The organism is Weissella paramesenteroides (genome assembly GCF_051903945.1).
Taxonomy (GTDB): domain Bacteria; phylum Bacillota; class Bacilli; order Lactobacillales; family Lactobacillaceae; genus Weissella; species Weissella paramesenteroides_A.
In genome coordinates this window covers 1,738,346-1,759,893 of record NZ_CP192268.1, presented here as the reverse complement: position 1 = coordinate 1,759,893, position 21,548 = coordinate 1,738,346, and the positions used below count along the sequence as shown (strand labels likewise).

At 40.4% G+C, this 21,548-nt stretch carries 15 protein-coding genes; 12 read left to right on the top strand and 3 right to left on the bottom strand.

Going from position 1 to position 21,548, the window contains the following annotated elements:
- The first annotated feature begins 102 nt into the window (after positions 1 to 102).
- The 7 genes from rpoB (at position 103) to ACQ4QH_RS08680 (ending at position 12,497) form a co-directional block, all read left to right on the top strand.
- The gene (gene rpoB / locus ACQ4QH_RS08710; protein ID WP_040760550.1) at positions 103 to 3,705 is read left to right on the top strand and encodes a DNA-directed RNA polymerase subunit beta; all 3,603 of its coding nucleotides are present in this window, start codon (positions 103 to 105) and stop codon (positions 3,703 to 3,705) included.
- A 148-nt stretch (positions 3,706 to 3,853) separates the two neighbouring features.
- Positions 3,854 to 7,498, top strand: a complete 3,645-nt coding sequence (rpoC, locus tag ACQ4QH_RS08705) for a DNA-directed RNA polymerase subunit beta' (protein WP_439819520.1) — start codon at positions 3,854 to 3,856, stop codon at positions 7,496 to 7,498.
- 168 nt (positions 7,499 to 7,666) lie between these two features.
- Positions 7,667 to 8,863 carry an iron-containing alcohol dehydrogenase gene (locus ACQ4QH_RS08700; RefSeq protein WP_439818546.1) on the top strand — a complete coding sequence of 399 codons (1,197 nt, stop codon included), beginning with the start codon at positions 7,667 to 7,669 and terminating at the stop codon, positions 8,861 to 8,863.
- Positions 8,864 to 9,013: 150 nt separating this feature from the next.
- On the top strand, positions 9,014 to 9,862 hold the full coding sequence (locus ACQ4QH_RS08695; protein WP_439818545.1) for a methyltransferase domain-containing protein: 849 nt from the start codon (positions 9,014 to 9,016) through the stop codon (positions 9,860 to 9,862).
- A 130-nt stretch (positions 9,863 to 9,992) separates the two neighbouring features.
- Positions 9,993 to 10,394 (top strand): helix-turn-helix domain-containing protein, encoded by a 402-nt coding sequence (locus ACQ4QH_RS08690; protein WP_002828018.1) that lies wholly within the window; start codon positions 9,993 to 9,995, stop codon positions 10,392 to 10,394.
- Positions 10,395 to 10,405: 11 nt separating this feature from the next.
- The gene (locus ACQ4QH_RS08685; RefSeq protein ID WP_439818544.1) at positions 10,406 to 11,236 is read left to right on the top strand and encodes an SAM-dependent methyltransferase; all 831 of its coding nucleotides are present in this window, start codon (positions 10,406 to 10,408) and stop codon (positions 11,234 to 11,236) included.
- Positions 11,237 to 11,252: 16 nt separating this feature from the next.
- Positions 11,253 to 12,497 (top strand): chloride channel protein, encoded by a 1,245-nt coding sequence (locus ACQ4QH_RS08680; protein WP_439818543.1) that lies wholly within the window; start codon positions 11,253 to 11,255, stop codon positions 12,495 to 12,497.
- Positions 12,498 to 12,553: 56 nt separating this feature from the next.
- Here the strand turns inward: ACQ4QH_RS08680 and ACQ4QH_RS08675 are convergent, their stop codons facing one another.
- Positions 12,554 to 12,736 carry a PspC domain-containing protein gene (locus tag ACQ4QH_RS08675; protein ID WP_251940865.1) on the bottom strand — a complete coding sequence of 61 codons (183 nt, stop codon included), beginning with the start codon at positions 12,734 to 12,736 and terminating at the stop codon, positions 12,554 to 12,556.
- A 259-nt stretch (positions 12,737 to 12,995) separates the two neighbouring features.
- Here ACQ4QH_RS08675 and ACQ4QH_RS08670 point away from each other — a divergent pair, with 259 nt between their 5' ends.
- The gene (locus ACQ4QH_RS08670; RefSeq protein ID WP_439818542.1) at positions 12,996 to 13,781 is read left to right on the top strand and encodes a CHAD domain-containing protein; all 786 of its coding nucleotides are present in this window, start codon (positions 12,996 to 12,998) and stop codon (positions 13,779 to 13,781) included.
- Between the two features lie 79 nt (positions 13,782 to 13,860).
- Here ACQ4QH_RS08670 and ACQ4QH_RS08665 read toward each other — a convergent pair whose 3' ends face one another.
- Both ACQ4QH_RS08665 and ACQ4QH_RS08660 read right to left on the bottom strand, forming a co-directional pair.
- Complete coding sequence (locus ACQ4QH_RS08665; protein WP_439818541.1) at positions 13,861 to 15,231, bottom strand: sugar porter family MFS transporter; 1,371 nt, start codon at positions 15,229 to 15,231, stop codon at positions 13,861 to 13,863.
- Positions 15,232 to 15,639: 408 nt separating this feature from the next.
- Positions 15,640 to 17,445, bottom strand: a complete 1,806-nt coding sequence (locus tag ACQ4QH_RS08660; protein ID WP_439818540.1) for a M3 family oligoendopeptidase — start codon at positions 17,443 to 17,445, stop codon at positions 15,640 to 15,642.
- A 390-nt stretch (positions 17,446 to 17,835) separates the two neighbouring features.
- On the opposite strand from ACQ4QH_RS08660, the gene abc-f reads away from it, so the two are divergent.
- The 4 genes from abc-f (at position 17,836) to ACQ4QH_RS08640 (ending at position 21,528) form a co-directional block, all read left to right on the top strand.
- A complete protein-coding gene (gene abc-f, locus ACQ4QH_RS08655; RefSeq protein ID WP_439818539.1) occupies positions 17,836 to 19,347 on the top strand; it encodes a ribosomal protection-like ABC-F family protein in 1,512 nt (503 codons plus the stop codon).
- 66 nt (positions 19,348 to 19,413) lie between these two features.
- Positions 19,414 to 20,379, top strand: coding sequence for an alpha/beta hydrolase (locus ACQ4QH_RS08650; RefSeq protein ID WP_439818538.1), 966 nt, complete (start codon positions 19,414 to 19,416; stop codon positions 20,377 to 20,379).
- Between the two features lie 26 nt (positions 20,380 to 20,405).
- A complete protein-coding gene (locus ACQ4QH_RS08645) occupies positions 20,406 to 21,023 on the top strand; it encodes a class I SAM-dependent methyltransferase (protein WP_436583352.1) in 618 nt (205 codons plus the stop codon).
- Positions 21,001 to 21,528, top strand: a complete 528-nt coding sequence (locus tag ACQ4QH_RS08640; RefSeq protein WP_439818537.1) for a nucleoside deaminase — start codon at positions 21,001 to 21,003, stop codon at positions 21,526 to 21,528. Before ACQ4QH_RS08645 ends, ACQ4QH_RS08640 begins: the two co-directional genes overlap by 23 nt.
- Positions 21,529 to 21,548 lie beyond the last annotated feature (20 nt).

Here is a 21,548-nt window from a genome sequence, read left to right as displayed (position 1 = left end):
GTTGTCTTTTTTGCACTTAAAAACCGGTAAAAAACAGAAAATGTAAACAAACTGTAATATAACTGGGTGCACAGTTGGCCAATTCAAAGCGAGGTGGAAAACTTGGTAGGAACGCTTGTAAAGTATGGTAAACACCGTGTTCGTCGTAGTTATGCACGAATCAAGGAAGTCCTTGATTTGCCTAACTTGATCGAAATTCAAACGGACTCATACAACTGGTTCTTGGATGAAGGATTACGTGAAATGTTTATGGACATTTTGCCAATCGAGGACTTCCAAGGTAAGTTGTCTCTAGAATTTGTGGACTATAAGCTCATGGAGCCAAAGTACACAGTAGAAGAAGCACGTAACCATGATGCTAATTATTCAGCACCATTGCACGTTACGTTGCGCTTAACAAATCAAGAAACTGGCGAAATTAAGTCACAAGATGTTTTCTTTGGTGATTTCCCACTAATGACACCATCAGGAACCTTTATTATTAATGGTGCTGAGCGTGTTATTGTTTCACAATTAGTACGTTCTCCTGGTGTGTACTACAATGAAGAATTAGACAAGAATGGACGCCCAAACTACGGTACAACATTCATCCCAAGTCGTGGTGCTTGGTTGGAATTTGAGACAGATGCTAAGGGACTTAGCTATGTTCGTATTGATCGTACACGTAAGTTGCCAATCACTGAGTTGGTACGTGCATTGGGTTACGGTTCAGACTCAGAAATCCTACAAATGTTAGGTGATCAATATGATTCTATCTCATTAACTTTGGACAAAGATGTGCACAAAGACATCGAAGATTCACGAGTTGAAGAGGCCTTGAAAGACATCTACGAACGTTTACGTCCGGGAGAGCCTAAGACAGCTGATTCAGCACGTGCCTTGTTGACTGCACGTTTCTTTGACCCAAAGCGTTATGATTTAGCACCAGTTGGTCGTTACAAGATCAATAAGAAGTTGTCATTGAAGTCACGCTTGATGGGCTTGACTTTGGGTGAAACTTTGGCTGATCCAGATACTGGTGAAATTATTGCCGAAAAGGGTACATTGATTGATAAGAAGGTTATGTCAGCATTGTCACCTTACTTGGATCGTGAAGATTTCAAGCGGACAACGTTCACACCTTCTGACGATGCAGTTGTTACTGAGCCAATGGTTTTGCAAACAATTTTGGTTGAGAATCCAGAGGATCCAGAAAAGACATTACCAATCATTGGTAACGGTCAATTTGATCCAGCTATTCGTACAGTTAAGCCAGCCGATATCATCGCTGGTATGAACTACTTCTTGAATTTGCCATTAGGTGTTGGTACGACTGATGATATTGACCACTTGGGTAATCGTCGTATTCGTCGTGTTGGTGAATTGCTACAAAACACATTCCGTATTGGTTTGAGCCGTATGGAACGTGTGGTTCGTGAGCGTATGTCAATTCAAGACCCAGACACTGTTACACCACAACAATTGATCAATATTCGTCCAGTTGTTGCTGCTGTTAAAGAGTTCTTCGGTTCATCACAATTGTCACAATTCATGGACCAAACAAATCCATTGGGTGAATTAACGAATAAGCGTCGTTTGTCAGCCTTGGGACCTGGTGGTTTGACTCGTGACCGTGCCGGATATGAAGTTCGAGACGTTCACTATACACACTATGGTCGTATGGACCCAATTGAAACTCCCGAAGGTCCTAACATTGGATTGATCAACTCATTAGCTACGTATGGACGTGTTAATAAGTATGGTTTCATTGAGACACCATATCGTCGTGTCGATTGGACAACGCACAAGGTTACTGACCGAATTGACTACTTAACAGCCGATGAAGAAGATAACTTCGTGGTTGCCCAAGGAAATTCTGTCCTAAATGAAGATGGTTCATTTGCTACTGATACTGTTTTGGCTCGTAAGAGTGATGAAAACGTTGAAGTGCCAATTGATCAAGTCGATTACATGGACGTTTCTCCTAAGCAAATCGTAGCGGTCGCTACGGCTGCCATTCCTTTCTTGGAAAATGACGACTCAAACCGTGCCTTGATGGGTGCCAACATGCAACGTCAAGCGGTTCCTTTGATTGATCCACATGCACCATTGATTGGTACTGGTATTGAATATAAGGCTGCTCACGACGCTGGTGTTGCGATTATTTCACAATATCCTGGTGTTGTTGAGTACGTTGACGGTCGCGAAATCCGCGTTCGTCGTGAAGATGGTTCATTGGACAAGTACGCTTTGATGAAGTTCCGTCGTTCAAATGCTGGTAAGAACTATAACCAACGTCCAATTGTTAAGGTTGGTGACAAGGTTGATGCTGATGAAGTATTGGCCGATGGTCCATCAATGGAACAAGGTGAACTGGCATTGGGTCAAAACCCATTGATTGCCTTCATGACTTGGCAAGGATATAACTTCGAGGACGCTATCATTATTAATGAGCGTTTGATTCGTGATGATGTTTATACATCAATCCACATTGAGGAATACGAATCAGAAGCACGTGATACAAAGCTTGGCCCTGAAGAGTTTACACGTGAAATTCCAAACACTGGTGAAGATCAGTTAAAGAACTTGGATGAGCGTGGAATTATTCGCATCGGTGCTGAAGTTGAAGACGGTGATATTTTGGTTGGTAAGGTAACGCCTAAGGGTGTGACTGAATTATCAGCTGAGGAACGTTTGCTACATGCTATCTTTGGTGAGAAGGCTCGTGAAGTACGTGATACTTCATTGAAGGTTCCTCACGGAGGTGGTGGAGTTGTCCAAGATGTTCGTATCTTCACTCGTGAAAACGGGGATGAATTGTCACCAGGTGTTAACATGATGGTTCGTGTCTACATCGCCCAACGTCGTAAGATTCAAGTTGGTGATAAGATGGCCGGACGTCACGGTAACAAGGGAACGGTTTCAGTTATCGTACCTTCTGAAGATATGCCATTCATGCCAGATGGTACGCCAATTGACATCATGTTGTCACCAATGGGTGTGCCTTCACGTATGAATATTGGTCAAGTACTTGAGTTGCACTTAGGTATGGCTGCCCGTGAATTAGGTATTCACGTTGCATCACCTGTCTTTGATGGGGCTCGTGACACGGATATTTGGGATGCCATTCAAGAAGCTGGTTTGCCAGCCGATGGAAAGTCAATTCTTTATGATGGTCGTACTGGTGAAGCATTTGATAAGCGTGTGTCTGTTGGTATCATGCATTATATGAAACTAGCTCACATGGTTGACGATAAGATTCACGCCCGTTCAATCGGACCTTACTCATTGGTTACGCAACAACCACTTGGTGGTAAAGCGCAATTTGGTGGTCAACGTTTCGGTGAAATGGAAGTTTGGGCCCTTGAAGCTTATGGTGCTGCACATACGTTGCAAGAAATCTTGACATACAAGTCTGATGACGTTGTCGGACGTGTTAAGACTTATGAAGCCATTGTTAAGGGTGAACAAATTCCTAAGCCAGGTGTGCCTGAGTCATTCCGTGTGTTAGTGAAGGAATTGCAAGCACTTGGATTGGACATGAAGGTCTTAGATGCTGATGAACGTGAAATTGAATTGCGTGATATGGATGAAGATGATTCAGTCCTTAATATCGCTTCAGCAGATAAGAAAACTGACAAATTAGCACAAGAATTTAATGCTGAAGGTGCTGGCAACACAGCAAATTCAGATAGTGTTGCAAACACCAATGATAGTGCTAATTAATTCATTAATTAAATAAAGTGTTAGCCGACCTAGCTGTTGCTAGGTTTGTGCTTAGTGTTAAGGTCCTTAATGACGATAATACTAAGCACAAATTTAGCAGAGCCTCGGGTCGGAATTGTATAAAGAACCTATGAAAGGGGTCGAACCATTGATCGATGTCAATAAGTTTGAAAGCATGCAAATCGGTCTGGCAAGTCCAGATAAGATTCGCAGCTGGTCTTATGGTGAAGTAAAAAAGCCTGAGACAATCAACTACCGAACACTTAAACCCGAAAAAGATGGTCTTTTTGATGAGCGTATCTTTGGACCTACAAAAGATTACGAATGTGCCTGTGGTAAATATAAGCGAATCCGTTATAAGGGAATCGTCTGTGACCGCTGTGGTGTTGAAGTAACGTCAGCTAAGGTTCGTCGTGAGCGCATGGGTCATATTGAGTTGGCCGCGCCAGTATCACATATTTGGTACTTCAAGGGTATCCCATCACGTATGGGATTAGTTTTGGATATGTCACCACGTTCACTTGAAGAAGTTATCTACTTTGCTTCATACGTAGTTACTAAGGGTGGTGATACACCATTAACCGAAAAGCAATTACTATCAGAACGTGAGTATCGTGAATTAAAGGCTGAATACGGTAATGCTTTTGAAGCCGGTATGGGTGCAGAAGCTGTTCAAACCTTGTTAGCTAATGTTGACTTGGAAGAAGAAGTTACTGAATTAAAGGCTGAATTACGTGAGGCAACTGGACAAAAGCGTGTTCGTGCTGTTCGTCGTTTGGACATCATTGAGGCGTTTGTAAAGTCTGGTAATAAGCCAGAGTGGATGGTCATGGATGTTATTCCAATTATTCCACCTGACTTGCGTCCAATGGTTCAACTTGAAGGTGGTCGTTTTGCCACTTCAGATTTGAACGATTTGTACCGTCGTGTAATTAACCGTAATAACCGTTTGAAGCGTTTGTTAGAGTTAAATGCCCCTGGTATCATCGTGCAAAACGAAAAGCGTATGTTGCAAGAAGCAGCGGATGCCTTGGTCGATAATGGTCGTCGTGGTCGTCCAGTTACTGGTCCAGGTAACCGTCCATTGAAGTCATTATCACACATGCTTAAGGGTAAGCAAGGACGTTTCCGTCAAAACTTGCTTGGTAAGCGTGTTGATTACTCTGGTCGTTCAGTTATCGATGTTGGTCCTTTCTTGAAAATGAATCAAATGGGACTACCTCGCCAAATGGCTATGGAACTATTCCGCCCATTCATCATGAAGGAATTGGTCAAGCGTGACTTGGCTGGTAATATTCGTGCCGCAAAGCGTAAAATCGATCGTCGTGATGATGACGTTATGGACGTTTTGGAAGACGTTATCAAAGAGCATCCAGTGCTTTTGAATCGTGCACCAACGTTGCACCGTTTGGGTATCCAAGCATTCGAACCAGTGCTAGTTTCTGGTAAGGCGATGCGTTTGCACCCATTGGTAACTGAAGCTTACAACGCCGATTTCGACGGTGACCAAATGGCCATCCACGTGCCTCTATCAGATGAAGCACAAGCCGAAGCGCGTTTGCTTATGTTAGCTGCCGGACACATCTTGGCACCTAAGGATGGAAAGCCTATCGTTGCGCCATCACAAGACATGGTTATCGGTAACTACTACTTAACGACTGAAGAAGCTGGTCGTGAGGGTGAAGGCATGATTTTTAAGGATGTTAATGAAGTTCGTACTGCTTACCAAAACAAGTATGTGCACTTGCATACACGTATTGGTATTCAGACAAGTTCATTACCAGCTGCCAAGCCATTTACTGCTGAACAACGTTCACGTATTATGTTGACTTCTGTTGGAAAGTTATTCTTTAATGATATCTTGCCAGAAGACTTCCCATTCTTGAATGAGCCTACAGAAGCTAACTTGCATGAAATTGATAATCGTTTCTTCTTGGAGCCAGGTGAGGATATCAAAGCACATTATGCTGAGACACCAATCTTGCCACCATTTAAGAAGGGCTACTTGTCAGATATCATTGCTGAAGTCTACAAGATTTATAAAGTTACCGAAACATCATTGTTGTTGGACCGCATGAAGGACTTGGGTTACGATGAGTCAACGAAGTCTGGTTTGACTGTTGGAGTTTCTGACGTTACCGATTTGAAGGAAAAGCCAGAAATTATTGCAGATGCCCACAAGCAGGTTGCAACGGTAACAAAGCAATTCCGTCGTGGATTGATTACTGATTCAGAACGATATGAGCGTGTTATTGCTATTTGGAACAAGGCTAAGGATGATATCACTGAAAAGCTGATTGAGCACTTCGAACCAGATAACAACATCTTCATGATGTCAGATTCTGGAGCCCGTGGAAATATTTCTAACTTTACGCAACTAGCTGGTATGCGTGGATTGATGGCTGCACCTAATGGTCGCATCATGGAGCTACCTATTATCGCTAACTTCCGTGAGGGACTATCTGTTTTGGAGATGTTCTTCTCTACTCACGGTGCTCGTAAAGGAATGACTGATACGGCCTTGAAGACTGCCGATTCAGGATATATGACACGTCGTTTGGTTGATGTTGCGCAAGATGTTATTATTCGTGAATTAGATTGTCATAGTGATCGTGGCTTAGATGTTACAGCAATTATGAATGGTAACGAAGTCATCGAACCACTATATGAGCGTATTCTAGGTCGTTATGCACAAAAGTCTGTCTTTGATCCAGAGACTGGTGAGACATTGGTTAGCCATAACGAGATGATTACTGAAGATATTGCTAAGCGCATTATCGAAGCTGGTATCACGACTGTAACTATTCGTTCAGCATTTACTTGCAACACTGAACACGGAGTTTGTGTGCGTTGCTATGGTCGTAACATGGCTACTGGTGATGTTGTTGAAGTTGGTGAAGCTGTTGGTACTGTTGCCGCACAATCAATCGGTGAGCCAGGTACACAATTGACGATGCGTACTTTCCACACTGGTGGTGTTGCTGGAAACGATATCACACAAGGACTTCCTCGTGTGCAAGAAATCTTTGAAGCACGTAATCCTAAGGGTCGTGCGATGATTACTGAAGTAACTGGTGAAGTGACTTCAATCGAAGAAAACCCTGCTGATCGTACCAAGGAAGTAACTATTCAAGGTGAGACAGATACACGTACTTACACATTGCCAATGACTGCACGTATGCGTGTCGGTGAGGGCGATCGTATTCACCGTGGTGAGACGTTGAATGAAGGTTCAGCTGATCCTAAGGAAATTATTCAAGTTCGTGATACACTTGCAACGGAAAATTATATTGTGCATGAAGTTCAAAAGGTTTACCGTATGCAAGGTGTTGAGATTTCTGATAAGCACATTGAGGTTATGGCACGTCAAATGCTACGTAAGGTTCGTGTCATGGATCCAGGTGAAACAGATCTTTTGCCAGGTACTTTGATGGACATCGCACAATTCCGTGATGCTAACGAAGAGACTTTGCTAAAGGGTGGATTACCTGCAACTGGTCGTCCTGTTTTGCTTGGTATTACCAAAGCATCATTGGAGACCAACTCATTCTTGTCTGCTGCATCATTCCAAGAGACGACACGTGTCTTGACTGACGCTGCTATTCGCGGTAAGAACGATCCACTTGTTGGTTTGAAAGAAAATGTTATTATTGGTAAGTTGATTCCAGCTGGTACTGGAATGAAGCAATATCAAGAAATTGAAGATAAAGTTGTTGCTGAACCAATCGTTAATGAGGATGATACACCAACATCAATTGCTGATATTGAAAATGCCATGCATTTAGCAAAATAAGAAGACAAAGAGCGCACTGAGGTTATCTCAGCAAGTTCTTTAGTTGATTAAGGGTCTCGTAGACGACATTCGGTTGTTGTCTACGAGACTTTTTTGTTAATATAAGAGTGTAGTCGTTAATAAGATAAATAAATAGTAACAACCGTCGGTAATTGACAGGAGGTTCAAATGGAAGATTTTCGTTTTCAAAACAGTACAGATATTCGTTTTGGTAAGCATCATATTGATGAAGAATTACATGATGCCGTTGCGCAATTTGGTCAAAATGTCTTACTAACTTATGGTGGTGGTTCAATTAAAAAGTCAGGTCTTTATGATCGTGTGATGAAGGCTTTAGCGGGATTACATGTTGTTGAATTATCAGGTATTGCACCTAATCCTAAAATTGACTCGATTCGTGAAGGACAAAAGTTAGCGAAGACTCATGATATTGATGTTGTGCTATCAGTTGGTGGAGGTTCAGTTCTTGATGCATCAAAGGTAATTGCATCAGCTAAGTTTTATGATGGTGATGCATGGGACCTAGTTGCGGATCGTGGATCGCAATCTCGTGCGAATATTGATCAACTTCCCGTTGTAGATATCTTAACTTTATCAGCGACGGGATCAGAAATGAATGCTGGATCAGTGATTTCAAATCCAGAATTAAACGTTAAGTTGGGTACTTATGGACCCAAGACACCTGCCGTTTCATTCTTAGACCCACAATTAACTTATTCAGTGTCGAAATGGCAAACTGCAGCTGGTTCGTTTGATATTTTCTCACATTTGACCGAGCAATATTTTGATCGCTCAACAGCAAATGATGTGACTGCAGGAATTATTGAAGGGATGATGCGGTCAGTTATCAAGTGGGCACCGATTGCTCTTAAGGAACCGGATAATTATGATGCACGGGCTAACCTGATGTGGGGGGCCACCATGGCACTGAACGGCATTGCTCGTTCAGGAAATGCTAATGGTTGGACAGTTCATCCAATTGAACACGAGTTGTCAGCTTATTATGATATTACCCATGGGGTTGGTTTAGGAATTCTAACGCCTCGGTGGATGAAGCGGGCACTTTCAGCTGAAACTGAGGCAAAATTTGCGCGATTTGGTCGTGAAGTCTGGCATTTAACAGGTGATAATGACCATGAGGTTGCTGAAAAGGCAATTCAAGCCACTTATGATTGGATAAAGTCACTTGATATTCCAATGACTCTTGGTGGCGTTGACATTAATACGGATGAAAAGTTTGTTGAAATGGCGCAAGAAGCCGTTCGAATTGGTCATTTGGATCAAGGTGGTGGTTACGTAAACTTGACGGTAGATGACATTGTCGCTTTGTATCAAGCATCATCGACAGTTGAAGGCTTTGAATAAAAATTACAAGCTTATAATTCATACATTTTTAGCATAAAAAGGTTGGGACATCTTCTTTTGTCGCAACCTCTTTCTTTTTGTCCATATACTATCAGTTTCGATATGTGATATGCTATCAATTGAAAACAAAAGGAAAGATTGTATTTTAAAATGAAGAAAATAGACAAAGGGATTGCCTTTATTACGCAAAATTTATCGATGTTTCGATGTTTAGTAGATAATGAGCCATACGATCATGTGAGTGGGCATAGCTTAGTATGTCCACAAGGACACCAACTGGATTTAAATAAAAAGGGATCAATCAATTTTCTAAATAAAGCAGTCAATACAGAATACGATGATAGTATGTTAGCATCACGGCGAAAAGTATTAACAGCAGGACTTTTTGATGGTATTGTACAAGCGGTAAATGCAGAGTTACCAACGACAGCACAATATATTTTAGATGTTGGGACGGGTGAAGGGACGCCATTGCAACGCCTGTTAGACTTGCGTAATCAAAGTGATACGGCAATTGGTTTTGATATTTCAAAGGCTGGGGTAAATTTAGCAACGCAATTAGATACTGAGGCTTTTTTTGCGGTTGCAGATCTAGCAAACTTACCTTTTACAAATGAAAGTTTTGACAGTATTGTTGAATTCTTTTCACCAAGCGCTTATGAAGAATTCAAAAGAGTGCTAAAACCTGGTGGGACTTTGGTAAAGGTTGTGCCTGCATCTGGTTATTTGCACCAGTTACGTGAGATGTTGTATCCACTGGATTCTCCCAAACATACCTATCAAAATGATAAAGTTGTGCAACGTTTTATGGAGAATTATCCGACAGCAACGCAACATGAAATTTCATACGATTGGGTAATTCCGGCAGACCTATATGTTGATTTATTGCATATGACGCCATTACATTGGGGCGCACGACCAGAAACACAGGCAATGGCAGAAGCAACTCCCTTAGCTAAAGTCACTGTGAACGTTGTTATTATGACAGTTCAAAACTAATTGTGTATAATGTGGATAAAATAACAGCTTTTCCACAAATAATTGTGGAAAAAACGATGAAAGTTCGGTAAAATGGACATACTAGGGTGAGAGCCCATCAACGATATTTAATGAATGGAGTCTTGCGCGTATGTTTCCAGATCGCTTACGTGAATTACGCAAAGGTCGTAATATCACATTGGAAAATCTTGCTGAAGAAATGAATAAACATCTTGAGCCAGGTCAGAAGCCCAATACAGCTGCTCAAATTGGAAACTGGGAGCGAGGAGACCGTTCACCATCTTACATTGAGGTGCGCAAATTAGCTGACTTTTTTAATGTATCAATGGACTTTTTAGTTGGGCGCGCAATGTCTGAAAAGACTGACTTATCACTATTATTCTTGTCAGGTAAGGAAATTGATTTTAATGGGAAACCGTTAACTGATCAACAACGTTTTGATATCTTCCAATATGTCAATTCATACTTAAATCCAGTATCTTATACTGCTGAGGATGATGAACGTAGTAATCACCAAGAAAGTTTATTTTAAAAGGATCCCATATGAACCAAGAAGAACTTATTCGTTTTGGTACCGGCAGACAGCTCGCTGAGATTGATTATCTTAGTGAGCTGTTGTCGTATCAATCATTATTTAAAGAAATTCAATCAGTTTCGGCACTCATTCATCAAGTTCAGCAAGCAATCCAAGCGATTAATTCAGGATATTTGCCAGACCAATTACCACAATTAGCAATAACAGATGCAATGATTGCAGACGTGCAAAACAATGTTTTAAATAAATTCCCAAATCAGCCAAGTAAAGGTAATACATTATGGGGACAAATGGCCGAAGCATTAGGAAACATTGATTTTTTAGTGCGGCATTTGAGAGATGCACTCATTGAATATTTTAGTATGTATGGCTTTGTCTCGACACCATTTGTTCAGGATTTATCTTACTACACTGCTGGGTATCCAGTATTGGAATTAATGGCTGGTCATGGGTATCTTTCTGCGGGCTTACGTGCCTGTCAACCAAAGCAAACAATCATTGCAACGGATAATAAATCATGGCGTCATCAACCTGGAGTTACTCTGCGTCAGCCGGTAACCAAAGTAAAAAAGATGAGTGCGTTATCGGCGTTAGCAAATTACGGTGATAGTGTTGCTGTTATTTTGATGAGCTGGGCACCAGATACTTCAGAAGATGACTGGGAAGTGCTACAAGCTATTCGAACACAATATCGTAATAAAAAGTTTCTTGTTATTGGTGAAGAAAACGGTGCAACGAATTCTAAAGCCTTTTGGTCAGAAGCTAAATTAAAGCCCTTATTGAATACGCATCATCAATCGTTTGATTTGATTAATGAGCAAGTTTTTGAGGTAGAGTAAATAAAGGATGTAAATCATGGTAAAAGAGACGAAGCAACAGACAATTACCTTAATCGTTTCAACTATTGTACTTGGATTAGTGGTTGGATTTAGTTCATTGTTGCTTGGTGAATTATTAGATGTTGTGGAGCGAGTATTTTTACATTTTGAAGAAAATGCAAAAATACCTGTACCAACACAAGCAACGGCCATAAACCGTTTGGTTTCAGTAACCGTTGGTGGTGTTATTGTGGCACTAATTTGGTATTTTTTAAAACGATATTCACAACCAACAATCAGTATTAATGGGGCGTTAAAGGGCAAAAAAATGCCATTTTGGTCGACTGCTATCCATGTCATGACGCAAATAATTTATGTTGGAACAGGTGGCTCAGTTGGTCGTGAGTTAGCCCCACGAGAAGCTGGTGCATTGTTGGCTCAGCAGTGGCAAATGTTGTTGACTCGTTTTGGTTTGGCAAAGTTATCAACAGATGATCAACGGCTATTAATTGCCGCTGCTGCTGGTGCCGGATTTGCTGGAATTTATATTGCACCAATCACGGGTATGCTTTTTGCAGTTGAGATTTTATTAAAAAAGGTTGATATGAAAACCATCTCGGTTAGTCTTAGTATGTCAGTGATCGCCATGTTAGTTGGTTCAATTTCGAAGGGTTTTGTACCGTATTACTTAATTGCACAAAAGAGTTTTACTCTGGATATGTTGCCATTTGTTTTAGTTATTGGTGTCCTCATGGGTGTGTTAGGGGCTTGGTTCCGACGTGGCTTTCAATGGGCTGGTAAATATAGTGCAATGCACTCACAAATTTTATGGCAATTACCAGTAGCAGCTTTGATAACTGGTCTAGTTGCTATGTTTATGCCACAAATCATGGGAAATGGCCGTGGACTAGCCGAATTTGCTTTTGTGCATACGGACTATCATTTAGCAGTCTTCTTACTTATTGGTGCATTGCTAAAGGCAGCCGTCACAATCATGACGATTAAAGGTGGTGCGGCAGGTGGTACGTTGACACCATCGATTGCCATTGGGGGTGCGTTAGGTGTCTTGATTGGTTTTGGATATGTATTGATTGCACCAGGAGCTTCCCTTGCTCAGGCTGGAGTTATTGGGGCCGTGGGCTTTTTAGCAGCATCTCAACAAGCACCATTGATGGCATTATTCATGTTATTTGAAGTGTGTCACTTAGACTATTCAGCTTTGTTACCACTTGGATTAACTGTTGCTTTAGCTAGTGCATCATCGAAATGGGTATTAAAATAACCTATACAAAAAAAACGACCACATGCTGGCCGCTTTTTTTGTATAGATGTTTTTGGCTAATCATCCTTTTCAGGCAAAATCAGCCATAGAATTAGGTAAATAATCAAACCAGGCAATGGTGTGATGGTTAAGAGAATCCAGATGAAGCGAAGTAAGGTGACATTCCAGCCAAAGCGTTCAGCTATTCCGCCAAGGACACCAGCAATGATGCGATGATTTTTTGAACGATATAGATTCATTTGTAGTTCCCCCTAGTTAGTCTGTCTTTATTATACAGGTAAGTGAAAGAAATAGGTTGCGTGCACTCTTATATCATAATATTGATATGCTAGAATATAAATTCTATGCGCTTAATGTGCATCGTATCAGAAACATGCACTAAAAATCTGATACATATTGGTCTACTTTATTGACGAAACGTGCTATTTTTAAACAAAAGAGTGATCGTTCACCTGACATCGTGAGAATGGTGGTTAATAGCCAGAGGAGGTGGCTCGTATGTCAGTTAAAGAAATTCTGCAACAACAGTATCAACAAATTAAAATTGAGTGGTTAAGATATCAAAATAATCCCTATGAAGTTGAGCGAGTACATGATTTACGTGTATCAATTCGAACGTTGCGTGGTTTGATCAAATTTTTAAAACCAACATTGTCAACTTCGATTTATAACCAATTAAATACAGATTTAGGTGAATTTGCACAATATTTTAGTGATTTACGAGATTTGGATGTTTTAATCGCAAAAGTTGGTGAGTATGCTTATCAATACCCTGAGACTGGAAGAATTTATCCAGAACTTTTTAAACAGTTGCAACACCGTCGAGTTGAAAAAATGGCGCAAATTCTTACCGAAGAATCACGGGCAATTATCGAGAAATATCTTGATAAGGTCAATATAACTTTAAAAGACTTAAATTTTGAAGGAATCTCCCATGATAAAATGATGGCCAAAGAATTTAAGCGCCGAGATCGAAAACTAATGAAGCAATATAATAATCTGGATTTTCAAAATTATGAACGTGTCCATCATGTACGTAAACGTGCCAAAACGCTACGTTATTCAGCGACTTATTTTGCAGATTATATGCCTGAGAAAGAACATAAGCGAGTAAAACGTGCCAAGAAGATTCAAGATATTTGCGGTGCAATCACAGATGCGCATGTTATTAAGCATCAACTGCAAGATTTGGCTGAAAAAACAACCAGTCAGTCGAAGTATGAGATGTTCATGAAGATTGCAGACTACCAAGAAAATAGTGTCACTGTAAAAGATGTGTTTTAGCCAAAAAAGGTTGGAACATCTTTTTTTGTTCCAACCTCTTAAACGTGTTTTGGCACACGCGATGATTTTATAGATTGTTTTAGAACTTTGCCGCAGCGCGCTTGACCAAGCGTGAATTTGCGAATATGGCAGCCAGAAAGATGCAGCCAAAATTTGCGAATGTAAATATAATAAAGACACCTGCTGTTCCTTGATGAGCAATTAGAATTGGGAAAATTAGGCTAATAACAAAGTTTGTTAACCAAATCATTGCGGTACTAATTGCATTAAAGGTTGTTCGTAATTGTTGTGGAAACATTTCGGATAGCAACATCCAAGTTGTTGGACTCACAAGTCCTTGTTGTGTTGCTAAGAAAAATGCCAAAATAATTAGCACGAGAACATTATTTGCTGATGGTGTTAATGGCGTGGTTTTCATGACCCAACTTAATAGTCCTAAACTAAAGACGTTGGTTGTTAGGCCAATCGTGAGTAGCCGATAAGATGAAAGCCGTTCAACGACCCGTTTACCACCTAAAATAGCTAAGGATGAGACAAGACCAATTAAAACGTTACCGTACAAAGAACCACCAGATCCTAAACCAACCTTTTCAAGAATCACAGAGCCATAATACATCACCGTGTTGATTCCAGATGCTTGTTGAATAAAGCCAACTGTAATACCAGCACCTAATAGATAAATTGCTGGTTTAGATGAGAAAAGCATATGCCAGTTGGTTTTCTCTCCTTGACTGATTGACTCTTTGGCGTCAACAACATTTTCGTGGATATCAGTTTTTGAGAAACCAAGTTCCTTAAAAATACGACCAGCATGGTCGCGTTGACGTTGCAGGAGATACCAAAATGGACTGTTGGGAATCTTTGTTGAGGTTATCCAAAGTAAAATTGCTGGAATTGCAGCGGCTAGCATCATGATTCGCCAAATTGGGTGCCAATCTGGCCAAAGTGAACCAAGAATGGCATTGACCGTAAATGCGGTTAATTGTCCAAGGACAATGGCGATCGCATTTTTGTTAACATTTTGCGTTTGCAATATTTCTGGAGAAACTTCGTTGAGATATAACGGTGACAAACTGGATGCACAGCCAACTGATAAACCAAGAATAAAGCGTGAAATGATCAACATCCAAGCATTAAGTGATAGCGCACATGCGATTGTGGCAATTGTAAAGATAGCAGCTACCCATTGTAATAGCCGTTTGCGTCCGAGTTTGTCCGCGAGGGTTGTATTTGCTAATGCACCAAACATGCAACCAAGCACGAGAGCACTAGAAATCAACCCTTGAACCGTGGGTAAAGCACCCAGTTGATCTGGACGACTTATAAAAGTTAGGGCACCATTAATTACCCCAGTATCGTAACCAAATAGAAAACCACCTAACGCGATGACATAGGATGTATAGCTTAGAAACGGATTATTCTTTTTCGGGCCAGACTTTTCTTTATGCAAAAATGAAACACTTCCTTCCAGATTTTTTTATAAAAAATTGCATTAATGGTTGGTATGAAGTATTAACAATACTTGTCCAATTGAAATAGTCTCTATATATAGTGTAATAACACGAAACTTAAGCGAAAATTAAAATACTTATAGCACGGCATGAAAGCGGGTAACAAACGGAGAGCGAGACAAAAATCGTTTTGAAGCCGGTGTGACACGTGATTTGCGTCGTTTTTGGCCGAAACAAAGCGAAGGACAGGAATGGCAAATTGCGTTACATTGAGGCTTCAGACTTTTGGAACGCGTTTATGTTTTGAAAATGTCGTGCTGCTTTTCATGCTGATAATGAATATATTAAAAAAAAGCTGAGCACGAAATTACGGCTCAGCCTAAGCAGTGCTTAGATTTAATCTGCTTTTAAATAAATTGCTCTGATAAGCGCAAGAATTCATCAATATCCTTCTTAACTAAATCAGCACCAGCTTGCCAGAAATCTGGTTTAGTTAAATCAACACCGAGGTGCTTTTTAGCTAATTCTTCGGTGGTCATATTTGCGGTATCACGTAGCAATGAAATATAGGCAGCTTCAAAATCATCTTGTGTTTGTGCCCAAGCATAGATGCCCTGACTAAATAGGTAACCAAAGGTGTATGGGAAGTTATAGAATGGGACATCATCAATATAGAAGTGTAACTTAGAAGCCCAGAAGTGTGGGTGGCGATCATCCAAAATACCACCAAAGGCGTCTTTTTGCGCATTGTCCATTAATTCATTTAAGCGTGAAGCAGGAACAAAACCATTTTCACGTTCTTCATAGAAACTCTTCTCAAATAAGAAACGGGCATGGATGTTTAAGAACATCGCGATTGGATTAGTCATTTTTGCATCTAGCAAGACAACTTTTTCCGCATCTGATTTAGCCGTCTGTACATTGGCATCAGCAATCAACATTTCAGCAAAAGTTGATGCTGTCTCGGCAACATTCATCGCATAAGAATCTCGCCACACAGGTAGATCTGTTAAGACAGAGGTATGGAAACCATGACCAACTTCATGTGCAATGGTTGCAGAGTCATTGACAGAACCCGTAAAGGTTGTAATGATACGCGACTCGTGAATATCTGGCACACTTTCCATCCAAGCACCTGGCGTTTTACCCTGCCGATTTTCAGCTTCAATCCATTGATTCTCAAAGGCATGTTGCGCAAAGGCAGCCATCTTAGGCGAGTACTTGCCAAAGTTTTTAATGATAAAGGCAGCTGCCTCATCATAAGTGTTAGTCGTTGGTTCATAGTCTCCTAATTTTGTGATTGGTGCGGACTGATCCTGCCAACCAATTTTTTCAAGACCAAGGAGTTGTGCTTTACGTTCAAAGTATGGCTTGAACATGTCCTTATTATCATCTACAACTTGCCACATCGTATCCAGTGTTGCGCGAGACATACGATTTAATTCAAGTGGCTCCTCGAGAAAATCATTGTAACCATGGGCTTTTTGTTCAGTTAAACGAGCACCAGCTAAATGATTTAAGGTATCAGCTGCTAAATTCTCGGCACTACCCCACATTTTTTCGTATTGGTGCATAATTTCGGCACGAGTATCATTGTTTGGATAGTCATCAATTCGGTTTAAAGCTTGACCAGCTGATAAGGATTGTTGTTTACCATTTTCATCCGTATAAGTCATCGTCAACCCGGCACTGATTGTATCATAATGTTCTGACCAAGCCTTCAGTCCATCTAGGGCTAAGGTGTTTAGCAGTTCTTCGGTTTGATCATCTAATAAACGATCAGCTTGCGTGCGAAGTTCATTGAGGTAAAAGGCCACTGGGGCAACCGTTTCTTCTGCCAAAGCTTGTTTAAATTCTGCATCTGAGAATGTGGTTAATAATTTTGCGAAGGCATTCAATGATGCTTGGTAGGCCACGCCTAATTCAGACACTTTCGTTTGATAAGGACGATAAGCTGGATTGGTATAATCGGCAGCTGATAGGGCATTAACAAACAATGCAGCTGTTCGTAGACCTGAAAAAATGACTTGGTTATCATTGACCAACTTGGCAAACGTTGTAAAGTCATGATCCGTCTGCTTTTTGTATTCAGCAACATTGTTCTTTAGATCAGTGATTTGTTGTGCAAGTAATAATAGTTTATCTGCGAATTCAGGGGATTCGATCCCACCTGGATAGATAGGATCTAGATCCCAATTTAATGAATATGTCATTTTATATCTCCGTTAATCTCATATTGTTCTAATTATTTTAGCATAAATAGCAAAACCCGTACATCAGTGTCCATTTAAGCCTAATTAATTTATTAATTGGTCGACATTTGTTACTATTTAGATGATTCTCTAAAGGAGAATACCTAATTACGATAGCTTTATGTAGACTTTTGTCGTTATTTATGATAATTTATAGCCTGTAAATAAATAAAAAAAGTGAGGACCGTCCATTGAAGAATTAATACCATATTGAAATTGCAACAATAGCTATTGCCATATTTTTATGGCGTAGTGTCAGCATTTTCAGGTGGTATGATGACTTCATATGGCGGTTTTTTTGTGCGCTTTATGTTGTTTTTACTGCCTGATTTATTTACAGGGGGTCACAATATGAGCACGATTGAATTAAAAAAACTAACGTTTGGTTTTGGTAATCAAACGCAGTTATTATTTAACCAAACGAACCTAATCATCGATACAAGTTGGAAACTAGGATTAATTGGTCGTAATGGGCGTGGTAAAACAACCTTACTGCATTTGATTATGGGTGAATATCCATATCAAGGGACGATTATTCATCAAGTGGCTTTTAATTATTTTCCACAGCCAATCAAAGACCGAACACAACTAACTTACTTTGTACTAACTGAAAGAAATGATATTGAGAGTTGGCGAATAGAAAAAGAATTAAATTTGTTACAAGCAGATTCAAGTATTTTATGGCGACCATTTGATAGTCTTTCAGGTGGTGAACAAACCAAGGCTTTATTAGCTTTACTATTCAGTGATGATCAACATTTTCCATTAATTGATGAGCCGACCAATCATTTAGATCAACAAGCTAGACGGCAAGTAGCTAAGTATTTAAAAGCTAAAAAACAGGGTTTTATATTAGTTAGCCATGATCGTTCATTTGTTGATGAAGTTGTTGACCATGTCGTTGCCATTGAAAAACAGCAACTTGTGTTATATCAAGGAAACTTTTCAGTGTATGAAGAACAAAAAGCGACACGTGATAACTATGAACAAGAACAAAACAAAAAATTACAATCAGAAATTAGTCGGTTAAAGCAAACAGCCGCTGAAAAAGCAGAATGGTCACGCGGACGAGAAAAAGACAAGTATGGTAAGCCAAATGTTACGGGTAGTGGCGCAATTTTTGATACTGGTTTTATTGGTGCGCGAGCTGCACGGACGATGAAACGGTCCAAGACGTTGGTTGATCATATGACACAGCGTATTGAAGAAAAACAGCAATTACTAAAGGAAATCGAAACGGTTGATGCGCTGACGATGAGCTATGAGCCTAGTTACCGTAAACGATTATTAACCGTTGAATCCTTGCAATTAGGTTATGATAATCAAGCATTATTTCAACCACTTTCATTTCAGTTAGAACAGGGCCAACGTATTGCACTGCAAGGCCCGAATGGTTCTGGTAAATCTTCAATTATTCAATATTTATTTGGACAATTTGATGGGCAGGTGACAGGCCAGGTTGATTTAGCGAACAATATGCAAATTAGCTATGTTCGGCAGAATTATGAGGATAATCATGGCACTTTGTCTGAGTTTGCTGAGGAACATCATTTAAGTTATGAAGACTTACTTAATAACTTACACAAATTAGGACTGGAACGACGAGTATTTGAAAACCGGATTGAAGATATGAGTATGGGTCAACGAAAACGTGTTGAATTAGCCAAATCATTAGCGACGCCAGCAGAGTTATTTATTTGGGATGAACCACTGAATTATCTTGACGTGTTTAATCATGAACAGTTGGAACAGGTGATCAAATTAGCACAACCAACCATGTTGCTTGTTGAACATGATGAAACTTTTCTAAAGCACGTTGCGACACAAGTAATCAAACTAAATTCTGCGCAATCGGAAAAATAAAGTAGTCGAATCCTTATGATATAATACTTTGAGTAAGTTTCGTAGGTAAAAGGTAAGGATTTAAAGATGACAAAACAACATAAAAGATGGTCTCGCAAAAGAAAAATATGGTCAGTGGCAGCCACTTTGGTCGTAGTGATGGGGGCAGCTGTTCTTGGCGCTGGTGGGTATTTTTTTCATGTTGCTGAGGTACGGGCCAAAAAAGATTTTGTTGGCAGTGGTTTAGTTAGCAAGAAGAACCCACTATATCCACAACAACAAAAGTGGTTAGCGGCCGATACAGAAACATGGCATTTACGAGCAAAAGATGGTACGAAATTAGTTGGTTCATATTTACCAGCAACGCAGCCAACGAATAAAACAGTTATCGTGATTCATGGGTTTGGCGTTGATCATAAGGCAATGGCGCCATACGGTGAAATGTTCCATCGTATGGGATATAACGTCTTGATGCCTGATAATCGTGCAGCTGGTAAGTCTGGTGGTAAGTATATCGGCTTTGGTTACCTAGATGCGAAAGATTATCAAGGTTGGATAAAAGAATTGCTTGCTAAGAATGGCAAGCAAAGCCGCATCACGGTAATGGGTGCATCAATGGGTGGCGCGACGACAATGATGTTATCGGGGATGAATCCGCCAAAACGGGTTAAAGCATACATTGAAGATTCTGGGTATACATCGGTCACTGATGAATTGCATTATGAAGCAGGTAATATGTATGGACTACCAGACTGGTTAGCAAACCTAATCATTCCAGTTGTCTCAGGTTATTCAAAAGTATTAGCTGGCTATAGTTACCACGAAGCTGATGCAGAAAAGTTATTGGCAAAGAATAAGCGGCCAATGTTGTTCATTCATGGTGATAATGATAAGTTTGTGCCAACTAGGTTTATGAAGCCGGTTTATGAGGCAAGTAATGGACCAAAAGAAAAGTATTTGGTACCAGGTGCCGCTCATGTGGAGTCATATCGAACAAATCCTGCCAAGTATGAAGCAACAGTGCGACAGTTTTTGAATAAATATTTTAAATAGGACAAATGATTGAAGAAAGGAATATTATGGCTGAACACTATTACACCGCAAATCCGACCACAGCTCATGATGAACATACTTGGACGTTTACATTGTTTGATAATCAACTAACGTTTACAACTGATGCAGGTGTTTTTTCAAAAGGTACGGTTGATTATGGCACACGGACAATGTTGATGGCATTTAATCAAGACATCCCCGCGGGCAAAATTTTAGATCTGGGTGCGGGGTACGGACCGGTAGCCATTAGTTTGGCGAAAGTTATGCCAGAACGAGCATTCGTAGCCGCCGAAATTAATGCGCGTGCCGTGGAATTAGTTGCACGTAATGCTGAACAAAATCATGTGGCGCAACAAATCTCAGTAATACAATCTGATCGATATGAGCATGTATCAGGAAAATTCGCGGCTATTCTAACTAATCCACCTGTGCGAGCTGGTAAGCAAATTGTGACGGATATGATTACCGGAGCAGCTGACCACTTAGTCAATGGTGGTACATTGACCGTTGTTTTGCAAAAGAAACAGGGTGCGCCTTCTGCTAAAAAATTAATGGCTGACTTATTTGGCAATGTACAAACGATTGCTAAAGATAAGGGGTATTATATTTTGGAGAGTCGTTATGGCAGCACCATTAACAACTGACCAAGTTAATTACTTTATGGGCCTTGCTTTAGCTGAAGCGCGTAAAGCAGCTGTGATTGGTGAAGTACCCATTGGTGCGGTCGTTGTACAGGATGGCCAAGTTATTAGTCGAGCATTTAATTTACGAGAACATACGCAAGATGGTAGTCAGCATGCTGAATATCAGGCTATCATAGAAGCGAACAGGCAATTGCATTCTTGGCGTTTGCCAGATGCACAATTATTTGTCACGTTAGAACCGTGCATTATGTGTGCTGGATTGATTCAGCAAACCAGATTGACGGATGTTTATTATGGTGCAGAGGATCCCAAGGCTGGTGGCGTGACGTCCATGTATGCATTGTTGACAGATGAACGATTAAACCATCAAGTAAACGTACATGCAGGGGTTCGAGCAGATGAGGCAAGTGTGTTGTTAAAACAATTTTTTAAAGCAGTCAGACAACGGAAAAAAGCAGAAAAACGTCAGCGACGATTGGCTGCGGAAAACACTGGTCAAAAATAAAAATTCTTGCTATAATATAG

Excerpts from the sequence above, each read along its gene's own strand:
- ACQ4QH_RS08640 (WP_439818537.1), top strand. The coding sequence starts at position 21,001 with ATGGCAGCACCATTAACAACTGACCAAGTTAATTACTTTATGGGCCTT.
- ACQ4QH_RS08675 (WP_251940865.1), bottom strand. The coding sequence starts at position 12,736 with ATGAATCTATATCGTTCAAAAAATCATCGCATCATTGCTGGTGTCCTT.
- ACQ4QH_RS08685 (WP_439818544.1), top strand. The coding sequence starts at position 10,406 with ATGAACCAAGAAGAACTTATTCGTTTTGGTACCGGCAGACAGCTCGCT.
- ACQ4QH_RS08700 (WP_439818546.1), top strand. The coding sequence starts at position 7,667 with ATGGAAGATTTTCGTTTTCAAAACAGTACAGATATTCGTTTTGGTAAG.
- abc-f (WP_439818539.1), top strand. The coding sequence starts at position 17,836 with ATGAGCACGATTGAATTAAAAAAACTAACGTTTGGTTTTGGTAATCAA.
- ACQ4QH_RS08670 (WP_439818542.1), top strand. The coding sequence starts at position 12,996 with ATGTCAGTTAAAGAAATTCTGCAACAACAGTATCAACAAATTAAAATT.
- ACQ4QH_RS08660 (WP_439818540.1), bottom strand. The coding sequence starts at position 17,445 with ATGACATATTCATTAAATTGGGATCTAGATCCTATCTATCCAGGTGGG.
- ACQ4QH_RS08680 (WP_439818543.1), top strand. The coding sequence starts at position 11,253 with ATGGTAAAAGAGACGAAGCAACAGACAATTACCTTAATCGTTTCAACT.
- ACQ4QH_RS08695 (WP_439818545.1), top strand. The coding sequence starts at position 9,014 with ATGAAGAAAATAGACAAAGGGATTGCCTTTATTACGCAAAATTTATCG.
- ACQ4QH_RS08650 (WP_439818538.1), top strand. The coding sequence starts at position 19,414 with ATGACAAAACAACATAAAAGATGGTCTCGCAAAAGAAAAATATGGTCA.
- ACQ4QH_RS08690 (WP_002828018.1), top strand. The coding sequence starts at position 9,993 with ATGTTTCCAGATCGCTTACGTGAATTACGCAAAGGTCGTAATATCACA.
- ACQ4QH_RS08645 (WP_436583352.1), top strand. The coding sequence starts at position 20,406 with ATGGCTGAACACTATTACACCGCAAATCCGACCACAGCTCATGATGAA.